The 24,280-nt window shown below is 31.9% G+C and carries 18 protein-coding genes and 1 tRNA gene; 8 read left to right on the top strand and 11 right to left on the bottom strand.

What is annotated here, in order from left to right; translation table 11 throughout:
- The 3 genes from CELLY_RS03635 to CELLY_RS03625 all read right to left on the bottom strand — a co-directional run bounded on the left by CELLY_RS03635 (window position 1) and on the right by CELLY_RS03625 (window position 6,894).
- On the bottom strand, window positions 1-2,907 hold the full coding sequence (locus CELLY_RS03635) for a sensor histidine kinase (protein ID WP_013620300.1): 2,907 nt from the start codon (window positions 2,905-2,907) through the stop codon (window positions 1-3).
- Window positions 2,908-3,015: 108 nt separating this feature from the next.
- Window positions 3,016-4,341: a hypothetical protein gene (locus CELLY_RS03630; RefSeq protein WP_042256572.1), complete on the bottom strand. Its 1,326-nt coding sequence runs from the start codon at window positions 4,339-4,341 to the stop codon at window positions 3,016-3,018.
- Between the two features lie 69 nt (window positions 4,342-4,410).
- Window positions 4,411-6,894, bottom strand: coding sequence for a choice-of-anchor D domain-containing protein (locus tag CELLY_RS03625; protein WP_013620298.1), 2,484 nt, complete (start codon window positions 6,892-6,894; stop codon window positions 4,411-4,413).
- 176 nt (window positions 6,895-7,070) lie between these two features.
- On the opposite strand from CELLY_RS03625, the gene CELLY_RS17335 reads away from it, so the two are divergent.
- Together CELLY_RS17335 and CELLY_RS03620 are read left to right on the top strand one after the other, a co-directional pair.
- Window positions 7,071-7,202, top strand: a complete 132-nt coding sequence (locus CELLY_RS17335) for a Dabb family protein (protein WP_425304595.1) — start codon at window positions 7,071-7,073, stop codon at window positions 7,200-7,202.
- Window positions 7,203-7,293: 91 nt separating this feature from the next.
- Window positions 7,294-8,007 (top strand): SDR family oxidoreductase, encoded by a 714-nt coding sequence (locus CELLY_RS03620; RefSeq protein ID WP_013620297.1) that lies wholly within the window; start codon window positions 7,294-7,296, stop codon window positions 8,005-8,007.
- Window positions 8,008-8,092: 85 nt separating this feature from the next.
- Here CELLY_RS03620 and CELLY_RS03615 read toward each other — a convergent pair whose 3' ends face one another.
- From CELLY_RS03615 to CELLY_RS03590, 6 genes are all read right to left on the bottom strand, one after another.
- Entirely contained in the window at window positions 8,093-9,259 is a 1,167-nt protein-coding gene (locus CELLY_RS03615) for an outer membrane protein assembly factor BamB family protein (RefSeq protein ID WP_052306516.1), read from the bottom strand.
- Complete coding sequence (locus CELLY_RS03610; RefSeq protein WP_013620295.1) at window positions 9,187-10,395, bottom strand: MFS transporter; 1,209 nt, start codon at window positions 10,393-10,395, stop codon at window positions 9,187-9,189. Before CELLY_RS03610 ends, CELLY_RS03615 begins: the two co-directional genes overlap by 73 nt.
- Before the next feature lie 118 nt (window positions 10,396-10,513).
- Window positions 10,514-11,086, bottom strand: a complete 573-nt coding sequence (locus CELLY_RS03605) for a Crp/Fnr family transcriptional regulator (protein WP_013620294.1) — start codon at window positions 11,084-11,086, stop codon at window positions 10,514-10,516.
- Window positions 11,087-11,341: 255 nt separating this feature from the next.
- The gene (locus tag CELLY_RS03600) at window positions 11,342-11,758 is read right to left on the bottom strand and encodes a hypothetical protein (RefSeq protein ID WP_013620293.1); all 417 of its coding nucleotides are present in this window, start codon (window positions 11,756-11,758) and stop codon (window positions 11,342-11,344) included.
- A 241-nt stretch (window positions 11,759-11,999) separates the two neighbouring features.
- Window positions 12,000-13,055: a TM2 domain-containing protein gene (locus tag CELLY_RS16865; protein WP_081457527.1), complete on the bottom strand. Its 1,056-nt coding sequence runs from the start codon at window positions 13,053-13,055 to the stop codon at window positions 12,000-12,002.
- 310 nt (window positions 13,056-13,365) lie between these two features.
- Window positions 13,366-13,438, bottom strand: a tRNA-Met gene (locus tag CELLY_RS03590).
- A 241-nt stretch (window positions 13,439-13,679) separates the two neighbouring features.
- On the opposite strand from CELLY_RS03590, the gene CELLY_RS03585 reads away from it, so the two are divergent.
- The 4 genes from CELLY_RS03585 (at window position 13,680) to CELLY_RS03570 (ending at window position 18,396) form a co-directional block, all read left to right on the top strand.
- On the top strand, window positions 13,680-15,158 hold the full coding sequence (locus CELLY_RS03585; RefSeq protein ID WP_013620292.1) for a Na+/H+ antiporter NhaC family protein: 1,479 nt from the start codon (window positions 13,680-13,682) through the stop codon (window positions 15,156-15,158).
- A 50-nt stretch (window positions 15,159-15,208) separates the two neighbouring features.
- Window positions 15,209-16,093: a GTPase Era gene (gene era, locus CELLY_RS03580; protein ID WP_013620291.1), complete on the top strand. Its 885-nt coding sequence runs from the start codon at window positions 15,209-15,211 to the stop codon at window positions 16,091-16,093.
- A 52-nt stretch (window positions 16,094-16,145) separates the two neighbouring features.
- On the top strand, window positions 16,146-16,754 hold the full coding sequence (locus tag CELLY_RS03575; protein ID WP_013620290.1) for a hypothetical protein: 609 nt from the start codon (window positions 16,146-16,148) through the stop codon (window positions 16,752-16,754).
- A 124-nt stretch (window positions 16,755-16,878) separates the two neighbouring features.
- Entirely contained in the window at window positions 16,879-18,396 is a 1,518-nt protein-coding gene (locus CELLY_RS03570) for a choice-of-anchor I family protein (RefSeq protein WP_013620289.1), read from the top strand.
- A gap of 54 nt (window positions 18,397-18,450) precedes the next feature.
- On the opposite strand, the gene CELLY_RS03565 is transcribed toward CELLY_RS03570, so the two are convergent.
- Window positions 18,451-18,963 (bottom strand): hypothetical protein, encoded by a 513-nt coding sequence (locus CELLY_RS03565; RefSeq protein ID WP_013620288.1) that lies wholly within the window; start codon window positions 18,961-18,963, stop codon window positions 18,451-18,453.
- Window positions 18,964-19,041: 78 nt separating this feature from the next.
- Here CELLY_RS03565 and der point away from each other — a divergent pair, with 78 nt between their 5' ends.
- Window positions 19,042-20,346 (top strand): ribosome biogenesis GTPase Der, encoded by a 1,305-nt coding sequence (gene der / locus CELLY_RS03560; protein ID WP_013620287.1) that lies wholly within the window; start codon window positions 19,042-19,044, stop codon window positions 20,344-20,346.
- A 42-nt stretch (window positions 20,347-20,388) separates the two neighbouring features.
- Here the strand turns inward: der and CELLY_RS03555 are convergent, their stop codons facing one another.
- Complete coding sequence (locus tag CELLY_RS03555; protein ID WP_013620286.1) at window positions 20,389-21,414, bottom strand: LacI family DNA-binding transcriptional regulator; 1,026 nt, start codon at window positions 21,412-21,414, stop codon at window positions 20,389-20,391.
- 188 nt (window positions 21,415-21,602) lie between these two features.
- Between CELLY_RS03555 and CELLY_RS03550 the strand changes: the two genes are divergently transcribed.
- Window positions 21,603-24,197, top strand: coding sequence for a TonB-dependent receptor (locus tag CELLY_RS03550; protein WP_013620285.1), 2,595 nt, complete (start codon window positions 21,603-21,605; stop codon window positions 24,195-24,197).
- Window positions 24,198-24,280 lie beyond the last annotated feature (83 nt).

The raw sequence follows: 24,280 nt of genomic DNA, 5'->3' as shown, positions 1-24,280 counted from the left end.
TTAAAACTTTTTAATGGTTATGGTTACTTTAGTTCCTGCGGGCTGTTTATTTACATCTTTTTTATCCTTAAAATCTACCTTAATCACAAATAACTTTTCTTTTTTGTACAAAGCTATCCTTTCTTCGGTTGCACTAACTGCAAAAGATTGATGTCCTCTTCTTTTTTTATTTATTTCTGCAGATTTTTTTCTTCCAATTCCATTATCTTCAACAATTATTTGAATAATATCACTTGCAAGATGATTTAAATGAATCCATAAGTTACCTGGATTTTTTTTATGAATTAAACCGTGTTTTATTGCATTTTCAACAAAAGGTTGAATAAATAATGGTGGTACTTGTATTTGGTCTTGCTGTAATTTTGAGTCAATATTTAAATGTACTTCAAACTTTTTTTCAAATCGAAGTTGTTCTAAAGCAATGTATATTTCTAGAGAATTGATTTCTTCCTTTAAAGAAATAGAATTCAGTCGGCTATGATCAAGATATAAGCGTATTAAACGAGAAAATTTCACTAAATAATCACTAGCTAAATATTTTTCGTTCTTCATAACATAGTCTTGGATAGCACCTAAAGAATTAAAAATAAAATGCGGATTCATTTGAGAGCGCAAGTTTTCTAGCTTTAACTTACTAATTCTACTATCTAAAATTACTTTTTCTAATGTTCGTTGTCCTTCTTCCTCCTTAATTCTCATTTTAATTTTAAAATAAAGAACTGTTCCTATTACAGCAACTATTATGGCTAACGCATAAAACCACCAAGTATCCCAAAAAGGCTTTTCAACATTTATAATTACTGGCTCGCTTATTGTACCAACATCCCCGTTTAAAGCTTTACTTCTAATTAAAAATTGGTACTTTCCAGAAGGTATTCCAATATACCTTACAATATCCTCGTTAAGCTCTGCAGTTTGCCAATTAGCATCATAGCCTTTAAGTTTGTATTGAAACACAAGCTGTTTGTTTGCTAAAAAACCATTTGCCCTAAGCAGAAAAGTGATGTCATTAGTATTATATGGTAACAAATAAGATGTTTTATAAGGAGAAGGTTCTCCTCCAACGGTAACCTCGCTAATATATGCGTTAGGAATTTTATTTTGTTTAAATAAATCCTCGCCATCATTATTTATTACGCACAAGTAATTGTTTCCAGGAATCCATAACGATTTGTTGGCATAAATAGGTTGTTTAAATTTTATAGAGTTTTCATCTTTTAATTTAATGGTGGTAATTTCTCTGGTTGCTTCATTAAATTTTTGAATTCCTTTTTCTGTAACAATCCAAATTTGATTATCAACACCTAAAATTCCTTGAATTTGAGAATTTAGCAAACCCTCTTTTGCAGTTATGCTATCTTTTATTTGAGCATTATTTAAATGATATAATTTATTATTAGACAAGGCCCAAACATTGTGAGTTGTTGATGTATAATTAGAGAATATTATTGGTTTTTTATTATAATAAACAGGTGTAGTTTTAAATTGATGATTGTAAGAAACCGTTCCATCTATATAACTAATGTAAGATTTTTTACTATTTGTGTCATAATGCACACTTATTGGGCGTTTTGTGGCTATTTCCTGGTGCATTGTGCTCTTTTGAATATTGTTATAAAGCAAAACACCTCTGTAAGAAAGGTATAGTAATGAATCCTTATTTATTTCAGCAAAACCCTTAGCTGTAGTAAATTCCGTTTTTAATGTAACTAACTTTTCATCATGTAAAGAATAGGTATAACTATTGGTTCCGTTAGTACTTATAAAAGCTTTTTTAGAAGCCGAATTGTAATAAATTCTATTCACCGGTCGTGAATTAGGTATTTCTATTTTTTTAAAAGATTTTTCTTTAATGTTATAGACTACAAAATATCCTTTTTGCGTACCAAGTAATAAAATATTTTCGGATGCTTTTTCTACAAAAATAATATCATCGTCTTTGGGTAAAACATAGTGTTTAGTTACTGCTAAATTTGGCATTACTAAAACGCCGTTGTATAATGTTGTACACCAATAATTACCTTCGTTATCAACCTGTAAATCTGTAATTTGGTATTGTTTTAAAAAATGATTTTTAACAATAAAACCGGTTTTATTTTTAACTAATTGTACAATGCCTTTTGAGGTTAATAACCAGGTAGTATTACCAATTAATTTAGATGTGTAGATCTGTAATTGTTGTACTGTTTTTGGTAGTGTAATAGATTCTAACTCTTTAGTTTTTGCTTTAATTAAAAATACTTTTTTGTCGCTATCTCTTACAAAAGCAGCATTATTAAATAATTTTAGAGTTTGGAATTTACCAAAGTCAAATTGTTTATTTTCTTTTAGTATGGTGGTTTGTATTTCATTATTAATTTCTTCTACTAACGTTAAAGTATTTACAGAATTAATGTTATAATAATAAAACCCATTATTTATTTTAATAACTTTTGATACTTTGGTATTGAGTTTTTTTTTGATTTCAGCAGTCTGTTTGTCTAACTGAAAGCTCTCTGTTTGCGAAAGAAAGAAAATATTTTTTTTGAGAATACATAAATGAGCAAAAGCTCCTTTTAATTCTGAAGATAAGTCTTTAAATAAAACTAATTTTTTATTCTTAACCTTATAAATATGTCCAGATATTGTGGAGCACCATAGGTTTCCGTTTTCATCTTTTTGTAAATTAAAAATACCTTTAGTTGTGGCTTTTTCATTTTTAACCAAGGTAAATTGTTTTCCGTCATAGTAAAACAAACCCTTTTCACTTCCAATCCAAATTAAATTTTGATCATCTTGAACTACATTAAAATTAGCTAAAGCAACCAAACCTTCATTAGATCCAAAATGGGTAAAAAAAGGATCTTGAGCAAAAGCTATGCTGTTGCAAAAAAAGATAAAAACTAGTATGTAAAGGTAATTTTTCACAAAATATAAACTATGTCAAAAAAAAAGACGGTATTGCAATATAAACAAATCACCGCCTTTTCTTTTAAAATATAAATCTAAAAATTAGTTGCTTTTAATTGTTAGTATTTAATTATTTGGCCTTGCATCACACTTTACATAATCTCCATATGGTGCTCTAATACTACCGCGGTTTATTCCGTTAAAATACGGATTTCCGTAGTTGCCACCACCAGTATAATCTCTTCTTACAATAAATTGGTTTAGCATACATTTCCCACTTTTATTTTCTTGTATAACAGCACCAACCGACCATTGATATAAAGGCACGCCTGTTACTTTATGTTTTACAGTAGACCATTTATTAGATGTCATGTATTGATATAAGTTTTTCATACTCATTTTACCATAGTATGTATTTAATCCACTTACAGCTGCAGTTTTAATTGCTGAGTTTTTATCAAAACTTCCTTTTACTGGCATTGTTACACTATTTAACTTTGCTCCTAACCAGTCTTTACGTAAATCATCAAACTTTGCAAAAGTTGCCTTAGAAGTTACCTCTGGGTTTTTATAATACTTTTTTATTAAATCAGGATTTTTAGCTGCAATAACAAACTGTTGTGGTTGTGCGTTATTCATCCATTTATGTCCTTCTTCATCATTTTTATGATACACTTCTGCTCCAATTAATAGTACACCCGGTTCAAGTAAAAGCACGTTGGCATTGGTCCACTCTGGTCCGTCTCCCATACCAAACTGAAACTGAATATTTCCTTTATTAGCAGATTTTCTATACTGTTCAGGAACCACACCGTAACGCTTTTTATCGGCAGAAAAATATGCGTTTACTTCATAAGATTCAGGGTTGTATTCTAAAGAAAAACCTTCATAAATATCACCTGGGTCACTATCAAAATGGTTTGCAGGGTTTCTAACAAAATATTGTGATAAATGGTAGTAACCAGACAGTTTCATTTTATCTGAAAAACCACCATCATAAGCAGGTATTTTTTTAAACTTTGTTCTGTTTAACACATAAATTTGATTGTCTTTAAATTTATCATCTTCACTACTTTCTACCGGGGAAGGAATTTCACTCACAACCGTTCCTTTACTATTTTCTTTAGCTAATAAAGCTTCTTTTTCTGCGGTTTGTTTTTGTTGGTATTCTTTATACTTTTTAAAATAGTACTCTTGCTTTTCCTTATCGTTAGGGTACTTTTTAGCTAGTTCTTGTTTAAATTCTTCGTCTGTGTATGATGTTTTTTCTTCTGAATTGGTCTGACTATTAGAGTCGCTAGTACTGTTTTTAGCGCTTATTTTATTTTCTGCCTTTTTAGCTATATTTTTTTTAGCTTTTTTAAGCATATTTCCAAATTGCGCGTGTGCAGAAAATTGCGTTAAAAAACCCAAAAAAAATAGACATATTATTTTTGATGTTGTAAGTTTCATAATAACATATTTAGTTGAGTAAAGTTGCCTGTAACTACAGGCAACTTCTGTATATTTAGTAAATTTTGTTTATTGACAGCTAGTAGTACTCCAAGAGGCTCCGCTTGGCTTTGACCATTGATTTGCTGTAGTATTTGGTGGATTTAAAGGATCAAAACCTGCATCATGTTGAATACACGTTAAGTTAGCATTTCCATCTGCAACCATATAAATGAAATTTACATTATTACCATTTGCTACGTTTAAACTTGTTAAATTATTATTTCTTACATGCAATGAGATTACTCTTGAATTATTAGAAATATCCATACTTGACAAGTTGTTATTATACGCAACAAGTGTTCTTAAATCTGGATACATAGAAACATCTAACGTACTAATTTGATTTTCTTCTAAATATAAAGTTCTTAAACCGTTTGCAGTAGTAGGTAACACTAGCGTAGAAATATTGTTGTCTCCACATTGAAAGTTCACTAAGCTAGAATGATTTGTTAAATCTATTGTACTAATACTATTTTGCTGAATTAATATAGTTTCTAGTGCTAAATTAGCAGAAAGATCTAAGGCTGTTAAACTATTTCCTTTTAAGGTTAACCTTGTTACTGCTGTATTTTGACTTAAATCTATACTTGTTAACGAATTATTCTCTGCATGAAACTGTGTAATATTCACAAAAGCCTCCAAACCCGTTACATCTAAAATATTTAATCCGTCTACTCTAATTTCACCCGTGAAAGCTTGAGCTTCTGACACTTGAATTTCACCATCTCCGTTTGTATTGATTGATGAATTCCCTACTAATGCTGCTTTAAAGTTAGCATCTGGTATATTAACAATAGTACCTGTAGTAGCTTGTAATCCATTTCCTTGAGCTATAATACCATAATTAGGTTTTGTAGGATCATTGCTTTCTACAACAATTTGTGCGTATTTTTGGCCTACGCTTTGTGGTGTAAATCTAACATTAACAGTATAATAACCGTTTGTCATTACAGTTTGTGGTGCAGACACATTAATTAAACTAAAATCACTTGCGTTAGCTCCGTTAATTCTAATAGTGCTTACCTCTAAATTTCCTTGACCATTATTTTGAATATCAAAAGTTAAATCGGTTCCTGAGTTGCCAACTGTAACGTCTCCAAAATTTAATCCTGTTTCACTAAATGCAATTGCAGGTTGTGCTGGCGCTGTTCCTGTTCCATTCATTGGTAAAGACACTTCATTTTCACTAGAATTATTACTAAATCTAATAGAACCAGAAGCAAAACCTTCTGAACTTGGAGTAAACTTTACTTCAAATGTATAACTACCTCCAGGAGCAATTGTTCTAATTAACGAACTTGTTCCTCCTATTACTGTGAAAGATGATGCAGAACTACCTCCAATAACATTTGCATTAGTAATCTCTAAATCTGCAGTACCTGTATTAGAAATTGTAATGTTTTTAGACAACTCTTGTCCTACGGCTACATTTCCAAAACTAATTGGTGATTCACTAAACTGCATCACAGAAGTAGCTGCTGCAATTCCTGTACCTGTTAAACTTACAGAAGCATCTGCCACATTTGAATCTATAACTAATACCGCAGATTTTGCTCCTTCAGAAGTTGGACTAAATTGTACAGTTACTGATGTATTGGTTCCTGCAGCAATGGTTAAAGGTGTAACTACGTTTTGTACTGAAAATTGAGACGCATCTGTTCCGTTAAACGTAAAATTAGTAATAACTAAATCTGCAGATCCAGTATTTGATACTACCAATATTAAATCATTATCCGTATTTAGTTCAACATCTTCAAAATCTAATGAAGTGTTGTCTAAAGAAATAACAGGCATTGGTTGCGCAGTTCCATTTCCTTCAACAGCAACATTAAAAGTTCCTGCATTCGTTTCTATTGCTAACACAGCAGATTTTACACCTTCAGATTGCGGTGTAAAAGTTACCGAAACATCTGAAGTTTGGTTTGGACTTACTGTTGTTGCTGTTCCGTTTGTAGTAAAATCACTTGCATTAGCTCCAGAAAAAGAATATCCAATTATTTCTAAATCACTATCTCCAGTACTTGTAATTGTAAATGGTAAAGAACTCGATGCTCCTATTTCTACATTGGTAAAATCAATGTTTGTAGTACTCAAAGTAGCAGCAGCCACTAACTGAGGAGATGCTATACCTGTTAAGTTTATAGTTTTTTTTCCATCATTAGTTAATATAACAAGGTCTGCGTTTTTTTCTCCTTCTGATTGCGGCTCAAAAACTACATCAAACACGTAACTATCTCCTGCTGACAATGAATTTTCTGAAGCATTTGTTGAAAAATCTGCAGAGGCATCTCCTGTTAATGAAAAAGAAGTTAATTCTAAATCTCTACCTCCTGTATTAGTTATGGTAAAACTCTTTGATGAAAATTCAGTTACCATAACACCTGCATAATCAAACATAGTTTCATCAATAGAAAATTCTGCAGGTAAAATTTCTTCATCTTTACTACAACTTATTATACTAATTAGCATAAAAACTATAACACTTGTATACGCTGTAATTTTTTTTCTCATTTGGTTTTATTTTTTGGTTTTTAAATAGGTTTACTGGTATATGAAAGCAAATGTAAAAGTGCTGCGCTTATGTATTTAAAAATTTTTCTAAACGGTTTCTTTTCTTTTCTAAAAGACTATATTTTTAAAATAAAGGGAAATGTAAAAGAAATTAACTTGATGAATTCTTTGTATTTATTAAGTTATTAGTTACTATAATAAATAAAGGGTTTACCCATAGTTTTATGCTTACTTTTAAAGATGAAAAAACACTAGAGGTATATTTAGTTCATAAAGAACATTTAGCACTTATAAAAAATATAGGTTAGCTAATAGATGATGTTTTTGTTATGGATTATTATACCACAGAATAAAACAGAATTTCTTCTTAATTTTAGAAATAATTATAAATAATTTAAAATGAAAAAAACAGCATACATAACAGGCGGATCTAAAGGAATTGGATTAGGAATAGCAGAAGCGTTGCTAAAAGAAGGAGTTAGTGTAGCTATTACTGCTAGAACACAGAACGATTTAGTTGAGACAGAAAAACACTTAAAAACAATAGGAGATGCAGAGGTTTTAATTATTAAATCTGATGTTAGGAACTTAGCAGATGAAGAAAAAGCTATACAGCAAGTTGTAGACAAATGGGGTGGTTTAGATTTTTGTATTGCAAATGCAGGAGTAGGGAGGTTTTCTCCTATAGATGAAATGAGTGCAGAAGACTGGAACTCGGTTATAGATATTAATTTAACTGGTGTTTTTAACACAGTTAAGGCAGCAATACCAGCACTTAAAAAGTCTAAAGGATACATTTTTACAATATCTAGTTTAGCAGGTACCAATTTTTTTGAAAACGGAGCCGCATATAACGCTAGTAAATTTGGTGTAGTTGGTTTTTCACAAGCAATTATGTTAGATTTAAGACCGTATGATATTAAAGTAACTACTATTATGCCTGGTTCTGTAGCTACGTATTTTAACGGACACACACCTACAGATGCAGATGCTTGGAAAATTCAACCAGAAGACATAGGTCAAATGGTAGTAGATTTAATACGTATGAACCCTAGAACCTTACCAAGCAAAGTAGAGGTTAGACCATCTGTTCCGCCATCTGCACGTAAATAAAAGGAGAATTAATAGCTAAAAAAGAAAGACAGTATCATAACAATGATACTGTCTTTCTTTTTTAATAATAGGTTTATGTAAATAATTAATTAGCTTTTACAATTTCAAAATATAAATTAAAAGCATCATTAACCTCATATTTAAGCTTAATATCTTTGTAAGTGTACTTGTTTGCTTTAAGGTTGTAGGTTACAAAATAGTTTTTTGTTAAAAATGACAAGTCACCATTATAAACAAAAATGTTAGATAATATCTTCTCTTTAGGCTGTCTTATTTTTAACTGTTTACCATCTGTAGCGTTTAACATAAAAAAAGCATTGTCGTCTGCTTTTGTAAAACCAAAAATATAGTTATTGTATTTGCTAAAGTACCTAACATCATCACCCTCAATGTTTAAACTAGTTTTCCATATTAGTTCTCCATTATCACTATTTAAAGCAATAACATCTAATGTTTTACTATCTGTTTCAGATGCAAAATAATAATTTCCACCGTCTAGTATAGTGTTACTATCTATATTAGCGTATTTACCCTCGGTTTGGTATTCCCAAGCTATAGACGCCATATCGTCAATATTTAGAGCATATACTTTATTATATTCGTTAGCAACGTAAGCTTTTTTATCATCAATCTGCATTAAAGAATACATAGGAGTATTACCAAAACCTCTTTGCCAAATGGCTTGTCCTGTTTGTGATTTAAAAGAGTACACATAAGGCGCGTTAGATATTACAAGATTCTCTTTGTTTAAAACAGGCGTATAGTTATTGTAAGGAAACTGTAGTTTGTAGTTCCATACTTTGTCTCCTGTATATTTGTTAAAAGCGTATAATTGTTTGTTGTTAGAAGCTAAAAAAATTAAATTTCCTTGTATTGGTAAATGCTGACCACTAATTACATACCTCTTATCTACGCCAGAGTGCATACCAATTTCTGTTTTCCAGTAATGACTACCATCATTTACATTAGCCGCAATAATTTCTTTCTGTGTACTAGTAGCATATAAAATAGAGTTTTCAATTTTAAACTGATTCCTCATTTTATTATAAGAGCTATCTGTAAACTTAATATTCCATTTCTGGTGTAAAGTTTCTAGGTCGTAAGATGTTATTTCTCCATCGTTTTTTAAAACAATAATAAGGTCTTCCTCTACTTTTTCATTACCTAAAATATCCTTATTTATATTTTTTCTTTTTTGAATAAAACTAAGGTTAACAAGAATCCCACAATTACTAGAATACCACCTACCCAAGGAGTCGCTTCAATACCTAAGCTCGATTCTACAACCATTCCGCCTACATAGGCACCAATAGCAATACCGACGTTAAAAGCTGCAATGTTTAAGGCAGATGCTACATCTTCGGTTCCTGGTAAGTGTTTTTCCGCCATTTTCACCACGTATAATTGCAATGCAGGTACGTTTGAAAAGGCTAATATTCCCATAAAAAACAAGGTTACTATAGCAAAACTCTGACTAGAAGCTGTGAAGTATAACACAAACAATACGATGGCTTGTAACGCAAACATTACTAATAATGCTTTGCCTGGTTTATTGTTAGATACTTTACCACCAATAATATTTCCTATTGCTATGGCAATACCATAAATTAAAAGGAATACACTAGTCATATTTGAAGAGAAACCAGTTACTTCTTCTAACAGCGGAGTTAAGTAGGTAAAAGTGACAAACGTACCACCATAACCAAATGCAGTAATGGCTAACACCAATAAAATAGACGGATTCTTAATCACTTTTAATTGGTCTATAAGACGTAATGGAGCCGATTGTTTGATGTTTTTAGGAACCAAAGTTAAACTAGCTATTGCACCTACTAATCCTAAAAGGGCAACACCAATAAAAGTAGCTCTCCATCCAAAATTCTGACCAATGTATGTTCCTAAAGGCACACCAGTTACAATAGCCACAGTAAGACCTGCAAACATTATAGAAATGGCAGTTGCTCGCTTATCTTTTGGAACCAAACTAGCAGCAATGGTGGACCCAATAGAAAAGAATACACCGTGAGCAAAACCTGTTACGACTCTAGATAATAGCAACAACTCAAAACTTGGTGAGATAGCTGCTAAACCGTTACCAATTATAAATAGTAACATAATACCCATTAGTAATTGTTTCCTTGGAATTTTACCTGTTAAGGCAGTTAAAATGGGTGCACCAATAGCAACACCAATGGCGTACAGACTAACTAATAATCCTGCTGACGTTAATGATGTGCCTAGGTCACTTGCAACGGTAGATAATAAACCTACAATTACAAATTCCGTTGTTCCTATGGCAAATGCACTTATGGTCAATGCCCATAATGCTGCTGGTAGACTCTTCTTTTTGGCTACCGTTTGGGAGCCCTGTATTGTTTTAGTTTTCATAGTATATTGTATTTAATTGTTCGATACAAAATTCTATGAAAACAAAGGGGTGTGCGAGGACATACATCACGGATTTTTTGTGATGTACATCAATATTGAAAAGTGATTTAGGTCACTTTTAGCTGTTAAAACGACTTAAAGTCTCTCTGGATACGCCTAAATAAGAAGCTATTAATTTTTTAGGAACGCGTTGTATTAATTTCGGAAGTTTGTTTAATAGATACTCATACCTACTTTCTGCTGTCATTGTAAGCAAAGACAAGATTCTTTGTTGCAGATTGATGTAACCGTGGTTTGATTTAATTCTGAAAAAGTTGGCAACGGCAGGCACTTCAAAACAAATTTTTTCCCTGTTCTCTAAAGACAAACAGAAAAACTCAGAATCTTCAAGACAATCTACAAAAATAGTACCTGGTTCTTGATGCTGAAAAGCACAATGGTCGCTCACCCAATAGTTTTCCATAGCAAATTGAAGAATGTGTTCTTTGCCTTTTTCGTTTATGGAATACGCTTTTACCAAGCCTTTGATAATCCAATATTCAAAATCTACAGGTTGCCCCACTTGTATTAAGAATTGGTGTTTTTTAAGACTTTTAAATTCAAAGTGCGATTGTATAAAGTTCCACTCCTCATCAGTTAAAGAAACGATTTCTTCAAAATGTTGTCTTAGTAACTGTAACTGGTCTTCCATAAAGCAAATTTATCTTTACTTAATTAAAAACAAAAATAAACATTGATTTTTTATTTTATAGAGTAGAAGTGCCCACTTAAATTTAGCGCATAAAAAAAGCTCATAGAACCTGTTTTAAAGTTTATGAGTTTTTACCACAGTACTTTGTTGCCAAACGTTTTTTAACTTTTGTTATTTTGGCAAGAGATAATAATTTAATTAGAATTAATGATAAATGTAAAACTTTCTTTGCTTGGGTAGCTTTTGTACTACCTATTATCTTATTAGTAACGAAAGGAAATATCCTAAAAATATCCCAATGGCTATTATGAATCCTATATACCATTTGTAGGCTTTTATTAAGTTTATGACTAATAATTGTTCTTTTAGACTTCTTATAGTTTTTTCATATTTCAAATTATCTATTTGCAACTTTTTTAGTTCCGTTTCTAAATTTTTATTCTCATTATTTTTATATGAGTAATTTTTTAAACCATTAGCGTTTATAACATCATATCCTTTTTTGCTTAACTCAAATTGGTTTTTTACTCTAACTTGTATAAACCCCATTGATTTACAATAGTTAATAGACTTTCTTCTTAAATCAGATAAATCTTTATTTGTGCCGCATAAATTACCATTAGACATCCATTTTAGCAAATCATCAATATCTTTATATTCCTTATTAGTCATTCTCTTTTTTATTTTCTTCCCAACAGTGGTTTTAAATGTGTGTTAACGGTCTTGTGTATGAAACGTAGCGTCTAAATAGACACTAACTTTTCGGATTTAGCACGAGCCGAATTTTTTATTTTTATGTTTAATTTTCTTTTATAAATATAACCAAATAAAAAATTTGGCGTACTTTGTAAATAAGCAAAAACCTCTCGAAAAACCTGTAATAGCAGTTGTTTATATCTATTGTTGCCAGTAGTTATTTTTCTATTAATTCAACTATTTCGTAAGCTCTTTTTTCAAAGCCGTTTTCAGATTCTTGTCGAACAAAGCAGTTTTTATTAATCTGTTGATTATTGACTAAAGAAATTAATTTTTTCCCAGTAATTGGTCCAAATGTAGTACCTCTTTCCATATAGTAAAATTTAGTATCTAACGAAAGGTCTTTTTGTCGATTAACATTCCCGGAAACCATATTATTAATGACATTGTCAACTGCATTTTTATATTCAGGGTCTGAATTATATCTTTTATTTGAATCTTCCCTAATCTGATTTTGTAAAATCGCCCTTTCTCTTGTGGTTTTGTCCAAAGTTTCGTCGTTCAAGTCGACTTCTGTTACAACTCGACCTCCGTTTTCATCACGATAGCTATATAGTACATTGTTAGATGTCGATTTCCTGTTATACTCTTTTTCAATTTCATTGACCATTTTTATGAATTCCGCCTTTAGTAGGTCTTTGAATTTTGTTTGATTTGCAAATCTCAAAATTCTATTTTCGGAAACTTTGTTTAAGAATAAAAAATCATTTTGTACTAACACAATATTGTACAATTCTGTTTTTTCATTGTCGCTAATAAGGATACTATTGTTGTCAATTATCAATTCGTAAGTTCTTTTGTCAACAAGTCCATTTTTTGATATGAGAAGACTGTTGTTGTCTCTAAAAATATATTGGATATTGTCTGTTTCACTTGCCAATGCCCAGGTGCAACCAGTTAAATATGATTTACTAATATTCTTTTGAGTGAATTTTTTTGCTTTTACCAAGTTAGAATTAATAAAAGAAGAAGATGATTCTACAATAGTTTGGGTCGTGTTAGAATCAGAAAATCCGTGTTTAGCATTGAATTTTTCATCTGATTGTGTTAACCAAATTATCCCCTGAATAACACTTATTATAGTTCCAAGAGGAAATAAAATTATTAGTAATAAAAATAGAATTCCATATAGGTTTTGTCCAAGATAAAATTTATGAACTCCTAATGTTCCTAAAAATATTGCTAATAGTCCTGCTGTTTGTCGGTCTTTCATAATTACTGGCAACTAGTGAGTAAACGCAATTTATTGCGTTTATTCACCCATATTGGTGTAATAAACGCATATTTCTATTTTTAGCGCTTAATTTTTTCTTACAATGTAAAACTATTTTTTTTATTGTAATTACAGATATGTGTAATTGGGCATTAATTATTTATAAATGGTATAAAATTAATGGTGAGTAACTTTTCTATTTTAAGTGTAAATAGAAAGTATGTGTAAAATAAAATAATAGAGTAGAAGTGCCTATTTAAATTTAGCGCATAAAAAAAGCTTCACATTTCTGTGAAGCTTTTAAACTTTGTAGCGGGAACTGGACTCGAACCAGTGACCTTCGGGTTATGAGCCCGACGAGCTACCTACTGCTCTATCCCGCGATTTGCGTTTCCAAAATAAACAACTTAGCTTTTAACTTTCAGTTCATAACTGCTGACTGTCATATTTCGGACTGCAAATATACAACCTTTTTTCTATCTAACAAGCCAAAATCAAAATAATTCTAAAAAATATTTATTTAGCATTTTTTAAGTGTGTTTTTTGACGCCTAAAACAGCTAGTATTCTATAAAATCTTACTATTTTGTAACGTTTTATAAAACCTTTACTAAACCTATTTTTTATGGATAATTACGGTTGGCTATCAATATTACCTCCAATAATTGCAATTGTACTAGCATTACGTACCAAACAAGTATACATAGCGTTGCTTTTTGGTATTTGGTTTTCGTGGATAATTATAAACGATTGGAACTTTTTAACGGGTACTTTAAGCGCCATAGAAGGTATGGTAAATGTATTTAAGTCAGAAGGGAATACAAGAACCATAATGTTTAGTGCCTTGGTGGGTGCGTTGCTCTTATTTATTCAGTACTCAAAAGGAGTAGAGGGCTTTATAAATCAGCTTAACAAAGTAATTGCGTATTTCGAGAAAAAACAAAAAGGCTACAGCAGAGTAATTGTACAGTTACTAGCATTACTTACAGGTATTTTGTTATTTGTAGAAACCAGTATAAGCTCTTTAACGGTTGGTACGTTGTACAGACCAGTTTTTGATAAACTAAAAATACCAAGAGAAAAACTAGCGTATATAGCAGATTCTAGTTCTGCGCCATCATCTATATTAATCCCTTTTAATGCCTGGGGAGCTTTTATTATGGGCTTGTTGGTGACACAAGGATTAGACAATCCGTTTGGGTTAATGCTATCATCTGTAGCGTATAATTTTTATCCCATTTTAGCCATTGCAATAGTAATAATTGTAATTGTGTCTAAAAAAGATATTGGTCCTATGGCCAAAGCAGAAAAAAGAACACTAGAAACAGGTAAGCTTTTAAACGACAATTCTAAACCTATGTTATCTAGTGAGGTTACTTCGTTAGCACCTAAAGAGGGTATTAAAGCAAAGGCGTATAATATGATTATTCCTTTGGCTACAATGGTGTTTATGATGCCAATAAATTTGGTGTACACTGGTTGGGGTAATGTTACAGATGCTGTATCAACATCAGACCATATTTTTAAAGCAATTGGTCAAGGCTCTGGATCTTCTTCTGTGTTATACGCTGTATTAACCGCTATTTTGGTGGCAATGGTGTTGTACAGGTCTCAAAAAATAATGAAAACCAAAGAAATGATAGACTTGGTTTTAAAAGGTATTAGTGAGCTTATGCCATTAGCATTACTTATGTTATTGGCATTTGCAATTGGCGATGCTTGTAACGAGTTGGGTACAGGTAAATTTGTAGCAGAATGGTCTAAAGACTGGTTGTCTCCAGAGTTTTTACCAGCCATAATATTTGTAATTAGCTCTTTTATAGCATTTTCTACAGGTACATCATGGGGTACATTTGCAATAATGATGGCTATAGCAATACCAATGGCAGAGGTGCACCAAGCACCTATAACGCTTGTAATTGCAGCAACTTTAGGTGGTGGTATTTTTGGTGATCATTGTTCACCAATATCAGACACCTCTATAATATCGTCAATGTCTTCTGCCAGTGACCATATAGATCACGTAAATACGCAGTTACCATATGCATTAATTGGTGGTATTATTACAATTATATTATACTTAATTTTAGGGTTTGCATTATAGTAAAGCCGTACAATAGTGTACCTTTGCATTTTAAATGATAAAATAGTAAAATGACTCATAAAGCCGGATTTGTAAATATTATAGGAAACCCAAATGTGGGTAAATCTACTTTAATGAACGCCTTTGTGGGCGAAAAACTGTCTATTATTACCTCTAAAGCACAAACTACAAGACACCGTATTTTGGGTATTGTTAATGGTGATGATTTTCAGGTAATACTTTCTGATACACCTGGTATTATAAAACCAGCTTATGAATTGCAAAGTTCTATGATGGATTTTGTGAAGACTGCTTTTGAAGATGCTGATATTCTTATTTATATGGTAGAAATAGGAGAAAAAGCATTAAAAGATGAAGCGTTTTTTAATAAGTTGAAAAATAGTAAAATACCGGTACTATTATTATTAAATAAAATTGATGCCTCTGAGCAAGAAAAACTAGAGGAGCAAGTACAATATTGGCAAGAGCAATTGCCAACTGCAGAAATACACCCAATTTCTGCCTTAATGAACTTTAATGTAAAAGAGGTTTTTCTTAGAATTATAGAGCTGTTGCCACTGTCTCCTGCGTACTACCCTAAAGACCAGTTAACAGATAAGCCAGAACGTTTTTTTGTAAACGAAACTATTAGAGAAAAAATACTTCAATTTTATAAAAAAGAAGTTCCTTACGCTGTAGAAATAGATACAGAAGAGTTTTTTGAAGACGAAGATATTATTAGAATGCGTGCCGTAATTATGGTAGAAAGAGATTCGCAAAAAGGTATTATTATTGGTCACAAAGGTTCTGCTTTAAAAAGAGTAGGTGTAGAGGCACGTAAAGACTTAGAAAAGTTTTTTGACAAGCAAGTACACTTAGAGCTTTACGTTAAAGTAAATAAAAATTGGCGTAGCAATGCAAACCAGTTAAAACGTTTTGGTTACAATAAAGGCTAGTATTTAGGTTGAAAATTCTTACGTTTGTAATATTATAGTGGTTAATAATATTATGAGGGTTAAAAGAATAATACACAGTAAAGCATTACTATTTATATTGCCATTAATTTTTGGTATTAATAGTATGTTTGCCCAGTCTAAATGGTCAAAATCAGCTCAGGTAGATTTAGTTTTTCCTGGGAAAAGCGAATATTTTTACAAAAATTCAGAAAATGTCTTTTATGATGAAGACTATGAATATGATGGTTTTTTACTCCGGTCGTATGGTTTACAGTTAGATGTAAATTACTTTTTATTTAAAAAACTAAGTATAGGTGCTTTGGGAGGTTTTCAAACACAATTAAAACCCAATTATTCTTTTTTAAAACTAGGCGGAGTTTTAAAGTATTATTTCGTAAATAAAGATGAAGTATACGTTTATTTACTTGATGCCAATAACTTTAGTTTAAACAGCGATAAATTTAATAAAGGAAATAATTTTAGGTTAGGATTAGGAGTGCCTTTTTCTCAAAAAAAGTCATATAATATGGTATTGCACTTATTTTTTGAACAGAATTTTTTCCGGTTAGAAGGTTCAAAACCATTGTTAGGTGTGGCAGATGAGATTCCGAGGTCATTAACTGTAAAATCTTTTGGAGTTAGCTTTGGTGTTAATTTTTAATAATAACCAGTTAAAACGTTTTGGTTACAATAAAGGCTAAAAGCTAACCTTTCTTTGTTTTTAAGTTTACAATAAAGTTATATTACATTATCATTTTTGGGAGAACTATATAATCAACCAGAAAATGAAAAAATATGTATTAAGCGCCGCATTATTTGTTGCGCTATTTGTTTCTTGTGATAAAGACGATAACAGTGGCGGTGATACTCCTATAGACACATCTGCCTTAACATTTAACAGAGTAGGTGGTTTTACCAACGGAACCGGAGATGAAGGTTTTGCAGAAATTAGTGCCTATGATAAGGTTTCTAAAAAACTGTTTGTTGTAAATCCTAATAATAATGAGGTATCTGTTTGGGATATATCTTCTCCTGAGTCGCCATCTAAATTAAACTCTATAGCATTAACAGGCACACCAAATAGTGTGGCTACTTATAATGGTTTGTTGGCTGTTGCAGTAGAGAATGCTAATAAACAAGCAAACGGACAAATTGCAATTTATAATACAGATACACAATCTTTAGAAAACACCTATACAACTGGTGCTTTACCAGATATGGTAACTTTTAGTCCAGATGGTAATTACATTATATCTGCTAATGAAGGGGAGCCAAATGATGATTATACTGTAGATCCAGAAGGGTCTATAACTGTTGTAGATTTAAAAAAGAATGAAGTTGTACAATTAGGTTTTGCTGGTTTTAACAATCAAAACATAGGTGATAATTTTAGAGTATTTGGTCCTGGTGCAACTGTTGCACAAGATATAGAGCCAGAGTATGTAGCGGTTTCTAAAGACAGTAGGTTTGCTTACGTTTCTTTACAAGAAAATAATGGTATAGCTGTAGTTAACTTAAACTCTAAAAGTATTACTCAGGTTTTTGGTTTAGGCATAAAAGACCATATGCTAGCAGATAATATGTTAGATGCTAGTAATAAAGATGATATTGTTGGTAATTTTAAAAACTGGCCAGTAAAAGGTTTTTATATGCCAGATGCTATAACGTATGCATCTATAAACGGAGCAGGTTATATTATTTCTGCTAATGAAGGTGACTCTAGAGATTATGATGGGTATTCTGAAGAAGAGCGTGTTAAGGATGTAACTTTAGATCCTACAGTTTTTCCTAATGCAGCAGATCTTCAGTTAGATGAAAATTTAGGCAGACTTAAAATTACTACGGCAAATGGTGACACAGACAACGATGGTGATTTTGATGAGCTATATTCTTACGGAGCAAGATCTTTTACAATTTGGAATACAGATGGTTCTTTAGTTTATGATAGTGGAGATGCTATTGGAAGAAAAACGTTAGAAGTTAATCCTGCTTATTTTAATGCAGATGAAGGCGAGGCAGATGGTAGAAGTGATGATAAAGGAGCTGAACCAGAATCGGTTGCAACTTTAAAAATTGAAGATGCTACCTTGTTATTTGTTGGTTTAGAGCGTACAGGTGGTGTAATGGTTTATGATATTAGTAACCCAGCGGCACCAGAATATGTACACTGGATTTTTAATGGTAGTGATGTAGCACCTGAAGGCTTACTAACGGTATCTGCAGATGATAGTCCGTCTGGAGAAAATTTAGTGATAATTACCAATGAGGTTTCTAACACTGTATCTATTTACGAGGTTAAATAAGTATAATTTATATTCTACAAACACTAAATCCTTAATACTACATTTTTGTAGTTGTTAAGGATTTTTTTGTGAGGAGTAATTGTTAATAGTTTGCTGCATAAAGCTATAAAGTTCTTTCATTTGTGGCTTACCTTTTTGTTTTCCTATACGACCAAAAATATAGAGCGACACCCATATTACAGCCATAAAAAATACAGATGTTAACTGTAAAAAGTAAGATTTGTTTAAAGACCAGTTGGTGTATCCCCAAACAGCAAAAACTAAAAATGCAATAGCAACACTAAAATGAATAAACATAAAAAATGTCCAGAGAGATGGGTTTGGTCCAAAAACACCATATATTTTGCAGTTGTCTTTGTTAATGTTTTCTACCTCTAAATGAAGCTGAGGAGACCAAAAATGAATGTTTTTAGGTTTTATTTTTAAATACAAATGCATATCTAACCTTTGGCAATTTATACTGTTGCTAGTAGCTTGTTCAAATTCATTTAAAATTGAAGAGCTAGATAAGTTTAATTTTAGAACAAATCTGGGTCGTAAAACAAGGTTGTTGGGTAAAGTTTTCATTATGTAAATAGATAGTAAACAAAAAGATACTGTTTTTCTTCAGATATTAATAGTACTTTTGCAAAAAAATAAAAGAGAATGAGTGCTATTGTTGCCATCGTAGGAAGACCAAATGTAGGGAAGTCCACTTTTTTTAATAGATTAATTCAACGTAGAGAAGCAATTGTAGATGCTGTAAGTGGTGTTACAAGAGATCGTCACTACGGTAAAAGTGATTGGAATGGGGTTGAGTTTTCTCTAATAGACACTGGTGGGTACGTATTAGGAAGTGAGGATGTTTTTGAAGCAGAAATTGATAAACAAGTAGAATTAGCTATAGATGAGGCAGATGCCATTGTCTTTATGGTAGACGTAGAGTCTGGTGTAACTGGTATGGATGAAGATGTTGCTAAGTTGTTACGCAGAGTAGATAAGCCTATTTTTTTAGTAGTTAATAAGGTAGATAATGCTAAAAGAGCAGAGGATGCCGTAGAATTTTATTCATTAGGTTTAGGAGATTATTTTACTATTGCTAGTATTAACGGTAGTGGTACCGGAGATTTATTAGATGCAGTTGTAAAAGTATTGCCAGAAAAAGAAACAGAAAATGATGATTTGCCAAGGTTTGCTGTAGTTGGTAGACCAAATGCCGGTAAGTCTTCTTTTATAAACGCTTTAATTGGTGAAGAGAGGTATATTGTTACAGATGTTGCTGGTACTACCAGAGACAGTATAGATACAAAATACAACAGATTTGGTTTTGAGTTTAATTTGGTAGATACTGCAGGTATACGTAGAAAAGCCAAAGTAAAAGAAGATTTAGAATTTTATTCTGTAATGCGTTCTGTTAGAGCAATAGAGCACGCAGATGTTTGTATTTTAATGCTAGACGCCACTCGTGGTTTTGATGGTCAGGTAGAAAACATTTTTTGGTTAGCACAGCGTAATAATAAAGGTATTGTTATATTAGTTAATAAGTGGGATTTGGTAGAGGACAAAGAAACAAATACCATAAAAGAATACACTACACGTATTAAGCAAGCCATAGCACCTTTTACAGATGTGCCTATAATTTTTATATCTGTACTTACTAAGCAACGTATTTTTAAAGCTATAGAAACTGCTGTTGAGGTATACAATAATAGAGCAAGAAAAATACAAACACGTAAGTTTAATGATGTTATGTTGCCTATTATAGAAAACAATCCTCCACCAGCATATAAAGGTAAATTTGTTAAAATTAAATTTTGTACGCAATTGCCAACTCCTTACCCGCAGTTTGCATTTTTCTGTAACTTGCCACAATATGTAAGAGACCCGTACAAGCGCTTTTTAGAAAATAAATTAAGAGAGAATTTTAATTTTGAAGGAGTTCCTATTTCTTTATTTATGAGAAAAAAGTAAAGAATTTATTTTTTTTAGAATAAAACTTTAGTTGTTAGTGGTTTATCCTTTAAAGGTAGACTCTCTAACAACTAAATTTGTTTTTACCTCTATGGTTTTGGTTACCATATTTTCTTTTGGGTTTAATATTTCATGCAATAAATAATTAACAGCAGTTGCGCCAATTTTACTTCCTGGTTGGTTTACGGTTGTAAGGCTAGGAGATATAATTGTTGCTTTTGTAGAGTTGCTAAAACCTACAACAGCAATTTCATCAGGAATTTTAATATTGTGCTCTTTTAAGGTTTGTATGGCTCCAATTGCTGCATTATCAGTAATAGCAAAAATGGCATCGGGTTTAGTTTCCATAGCTGCAATTTGTTTTGTTATTCGCTTTCCACTTTCTAACGAAACAGCTTCAGCATTAAAAATTAAAGTGTCATCCAACGTAATATTAGAAGCTGCTAAGGCACGTTTGTAACCACTAAATCTTTTTTCAGAGTTGTATGAGTTTTCTGTTTCTTTTAAAATAGCAATTCGTTTTTTACCCAGTCCAATTAAATGCATAACAGCGTTGTATGACGCTTCTTCATCATCTATAACAATTTGCGAACACGGGATTTTATCAGACACTTTATCAAACAACACCAAAGGAATACGGTTTAAAATACCTAAAATGCCATCCATAGATTTTGTTTTTCTAGCCAAAGACATTAATACACCATCTACTCCAAACTGTATCATAGTTTTTAGCATTTCTATCTGTTTCTCTTCATTATTTTTAGATTCAGATATAATAACTCTGTAACCTAAAGATTCTGCTTGGGTTAAAATGCCTTTTAAAATGGTAGAGGTGTATATATGGCAAATGTTTGGTACTACAACACCTAATGTATTTGTTTTTTTAGCTCTAAAACCTTTTGCAAAAAGGTTTGGTATATAGTTTAATTGCTTAGCAAGGTCCTGTACTTTTTTAATTGTAGCCGGACTAATATCTGGATGATTATTTAATGCTCTAGAAACTGTTGATACAGATACATTTAGCCTTTTTGACAGTTCTTTTAACGTTATGTTTCCTTGTTTAGCCATTTACTTTGGGGTTTGTAAGTTAATATAGTCAAAAAAAAACATTTATGCAATCGATTGCACAAACGTTTGCGTTATGTTTTTGCAATAAAATTGCTCATTTATTACGATTATCGTTATAAATTTACTTTGCAATTGTACATTATATAAATAACTGACTACAAACTTAACATTATTAAAAACTCAACAAAATGAAAAACTTAATTATTGCATTTGCATTAATTTTTAGCGTTACAGGAGTGTTTGGTCAAACAGATATTTCTGGTACGGTTAAAGATGCAGACGGTGTTCCAATAGATGGAGCAAACATTATTATTAAAGGCACAAGTGAAGGAACAACATCAGATTTTGATGGAAACTATACGTTAAGCACTGGTTTAAGTGGTTCGCAAATAGTAAGAGTAACCTATATAGGATATACTACAGTAGAAAAAACAGTTAATTTATCTGGGTCGTCTGTTACATTAAACTTTGTTTTAAATGCAGATGGTCAGCAGTTAGATGAGGTTTTACTTACAGCAACATCTACAAAAAGATCTCAAAAAGAAACGCCTTTATCTGTAACCTCTTTAGGGGCAAAACAATTGGCAAAAGTAAATACAAGTAGCCAGGCAGATGTGCTACGTAGTGTACCGGGTATTACCGCAGAAGGTGGTGGTGGTGAGGTAGCATCTAACATTTTTGTTAGAGGTTTGCCTTCTGGTGGCCAATACCAGTTTAACCCATTACAAATAGACGGTATGCCAGTGTTAAGTACATTTGGTTTAAACTCATCTGCACATGATGTGTATTTTAGGAACGATATAGGTATTAAAAGTTTAGAATTTGTACGTGGTGGATCATCAATATTATATGGTGTAGGTTCTGTTGCAGGTATTATAAACTATACAAGTATTACTGGTACAGTTCAGCAAAAAACTACATTAAGAACCGAGTTTGGTAGCAACTCTAGGTACAAAGCAGATTTTGTTACTAGCGGTCCATTAGGTGGTGAAGATTCTAAAACCTTTTATGCATTATCTGGGTTTTACAGGTATGATGAAGGACCAATTATTACAGGTTTACCAACAGAAGGTTTTCAATTAAGAGGTAATATTAAGCACGTTACAGAAAAGGGTTCAATTACAATTTCTGGTCAATATATAGATGATCAGGTGCAGTTTTTCTTGCCTTACCCATTAGAAGGTGGCTCTAGAGAAAGACCTTATGGTAATGATGGCAACGAAATTTTTACGCTACAAACAGCTGCAGCTCAAGACATATCTTACAGAACTCCAGACGGTATTTACACATCTCCAATACAAGATGGTGTGTCTACTAAAGGATCTTACATAATGGCAGACTTTAAGCATAGGTTTGATAGTAGCTTTAAACTAGATGCAAAACTACGTTACTCTAAATATGCGCACCAGTTTAATTTGTTTTTAGACGGTAGTGGTGTAGACGGAGCTAAAGTTGTAGAAACACAACAAGAGTATTTAGATGCAAGAAGCTTGGCAAGTGGAGATTTTACATACTTAAATGGGCAGCCTTTAGCTGCAGATGCTCTGCTTTTTGAAAACAGAATTTTAGATAGAGATAGACCTTTGCGTGAGCTTATGGCAGATATAAAACTAACCAAAACAGCAGGCGTGCACAACCTAACTTTTGGTACTTTCTTTTCTAGATCAGAGGCAGGAGATTTTAATGTTATAACAAGGTATTTAGGAGAATACAATAACAGACCTAGCTTAGTAAATGTTTCTGGTTATAGTGTAAACGGAGTTACAAACAGAGGTTTAGCATATACAAACCGTAATATTTCTAGTAATAAAATAGCAGCTTTTATAGCAGATGAAATTAAACTAGACCGATGGAATTTAGATTTTGGTATTAGATATGAGAGAGCTTCTGGTGATATAGAAAATGAAGGTACAACATCATACCTAGTAGATAATACAGGTATAGCAGGTTTAGATAACGTTACTTGGGGAGATGGTAGTTATACAAGAGGCCATGTGTATGCAGATGATTTTGCAGTGGCAGCAGCGGCATTATATAAAGTAAATGATAACTTAAGTGTTTATGGTAACTTTTCTAGAGGGTATTTCTTTCCTGAATTAAGAGGTACAAAGTTTGATGATTTTGGAAATCCTTCTTCATATGATACAGAAAAAATCCTTCAAGGAGAGTTAGGTATTAAATACGGCGTTCCTGGTTTTTCTGCAACAGCAGCAATATATGATGTTAGTTTAAAAGACAGACGCTCTGTTAGCTTTGTTAATGCTCCAGATGGTGGTTTTATAGAAGAAGTAGATAAGCAAGATTCTAATACATATGGTTTTGAGGGTACTTGGAACTGGAGTTTTGCAGATAACTTTGCTTTTACAGGATCTTTTACATACCAAGATCATGAGATTACAAAATCTGAAAATGACCCTGCTATAGAAGGAAACGAGTTAAGAAGACAACCAAACGTTATTAGTGCTTTAGGCCTTAGTTATGATGATGCTAAGCTAGATGCTAGTTTTGATTTTAACTACACAGGTAAAAAGTTTACTAATGAAACAAATACAATAGAATTAGACGCAATAGGTATTTCTAACCTTAATTTAGGATATACTTTTAGTTTAAGTGAAGAAGGAGAAACATTAAGAATAGGTACACAGGTATTTAATCTTTTTAATTCAGATGGTATTACAGAGGGCTCACCAAGGTTAGGTAACAACCAAACAGATGAGGAGTTTTTTGTAGGCCGTCCAGTGTTGCCAACAAGAGTATTTTTAAACGCAACATTCAAATTTTAAGTTAGTAGTTTTTTGTTTATAATTATTAAAAAACACATTGGCGGATGTCAGTGCCGCCAGTGTGTTTAATTCAACATTTTTTT

The sequence above is a fragment of the Cellulophaga lytica DSM 7489 genome (assembly GCF_000190595.1).
Classification (GTDB): domain Bacteria; phylum Bacteroidota; class Bacteroidia; order Flavobacteriales; family Flavobacteriaceae; genus Cellulophaga; species Cellulophaga lytica.
This window is presented reverse-complemented; position numbering and strand designations above follow the sequence as displayed.

Coding starts and splice junctions, on each gene's coding strand:
- CELLY_RS03630 (WP_042256572.1), bottom strand. CDS start 4,341: ATGAAACTTACAACATCAAAAATAATATGTCTATTTTTTTTGGGTTTT.
- CELLY_RS03625 (WP_013620298.1), bottom strand. CDS start 6,894: ATGAGAAAAAAAATTACAGCGTATACAAGTGTTATAGTTTTTATGCTA.
- CELLY_RS03620 (WP_013620297.1), top strand. CDS start 7,294: ATGAAAAAAACAGCATACATAACAGGCGGATCTAAAGGAATTGGATTA.
- CELLY_RS03610 (WP_013620295.1), bottom strand. CDS start 10,395: ATGAAAACTAAAACAATACAGGGCTCCCAAACGGTAGCCAAAAAGAAG.
- CELLY_RS03605 (WP_013620294.1), bottom strand. CDS start 11,086: ATGGAAGACCAGTTACAGTTACTAAGACAACATTTTGAAGAAATCGTT.
- CELLY_RS03600 (WP_013620293.1), bottom strand. CDS start 11,758: ATGACTAATAAGGAATATAAAGATATTGATGATTTGCTAAAATGGATG.
- CELLY_RS16865 (WP_081457527.1), bottom strand. CDS start 13,055: ATGAAAGACCGACAAACAGCAGGACTATTAGCAATATTTTTAGGAACA.
- CELLY_RS03585 (WP_013620292.1), top strand. CDS start 13,680: ATGGATAATTACGGTTGGCTATCAATATTACCTCCAATAATTGCAATT.
- era (WP_013620291.1), top strand. CDS start 15,209: ATGACTCATAAAGCCGGATTTGTAAATATTATAGGAAACCCAAATGTG.
- CELLY_RS03575 (WP_013620290.1), top strand. CDS start 16,146: ATGAGGGTTAAAAGAATAATACACAGTAAAGCATTACTATTTATATTG.
- CELLY_RS03570 (WP_013620289.1), top strand. CDS start 16,879: ATGAAAAAATATGTATTAAGCGCCGCATTATTTGTTGCGCTATTTGTT.
- CELLY_RS03565 (WP_013620288.1), bottom strand. CDS start 18,963: ATGAAAACTTTACCCAACAACCTTGTTTTACGACCCAGATTTGTTCTA.
- der (WP_013620287.1), top strand. CDS start 19,042: ATGAGTGCTATTGTTGCCATCGTAGGAAGACCAAATGTAGGGAAGTCC.
- CELLY_RS03555 (WP_013620286.1), bottom strand. CDS start 21,414: ATGGCTAAACAAGGAAACATAACGTTAAAAGAACTGTCAAAAAGGCTA.
- CELLY_RS03550 (WP_013620285.1), top strand. CDS start 21,603: ATGAAAAACTTAATTATTGCATTTGCATTAATTTTTAGCGTTACAGGA.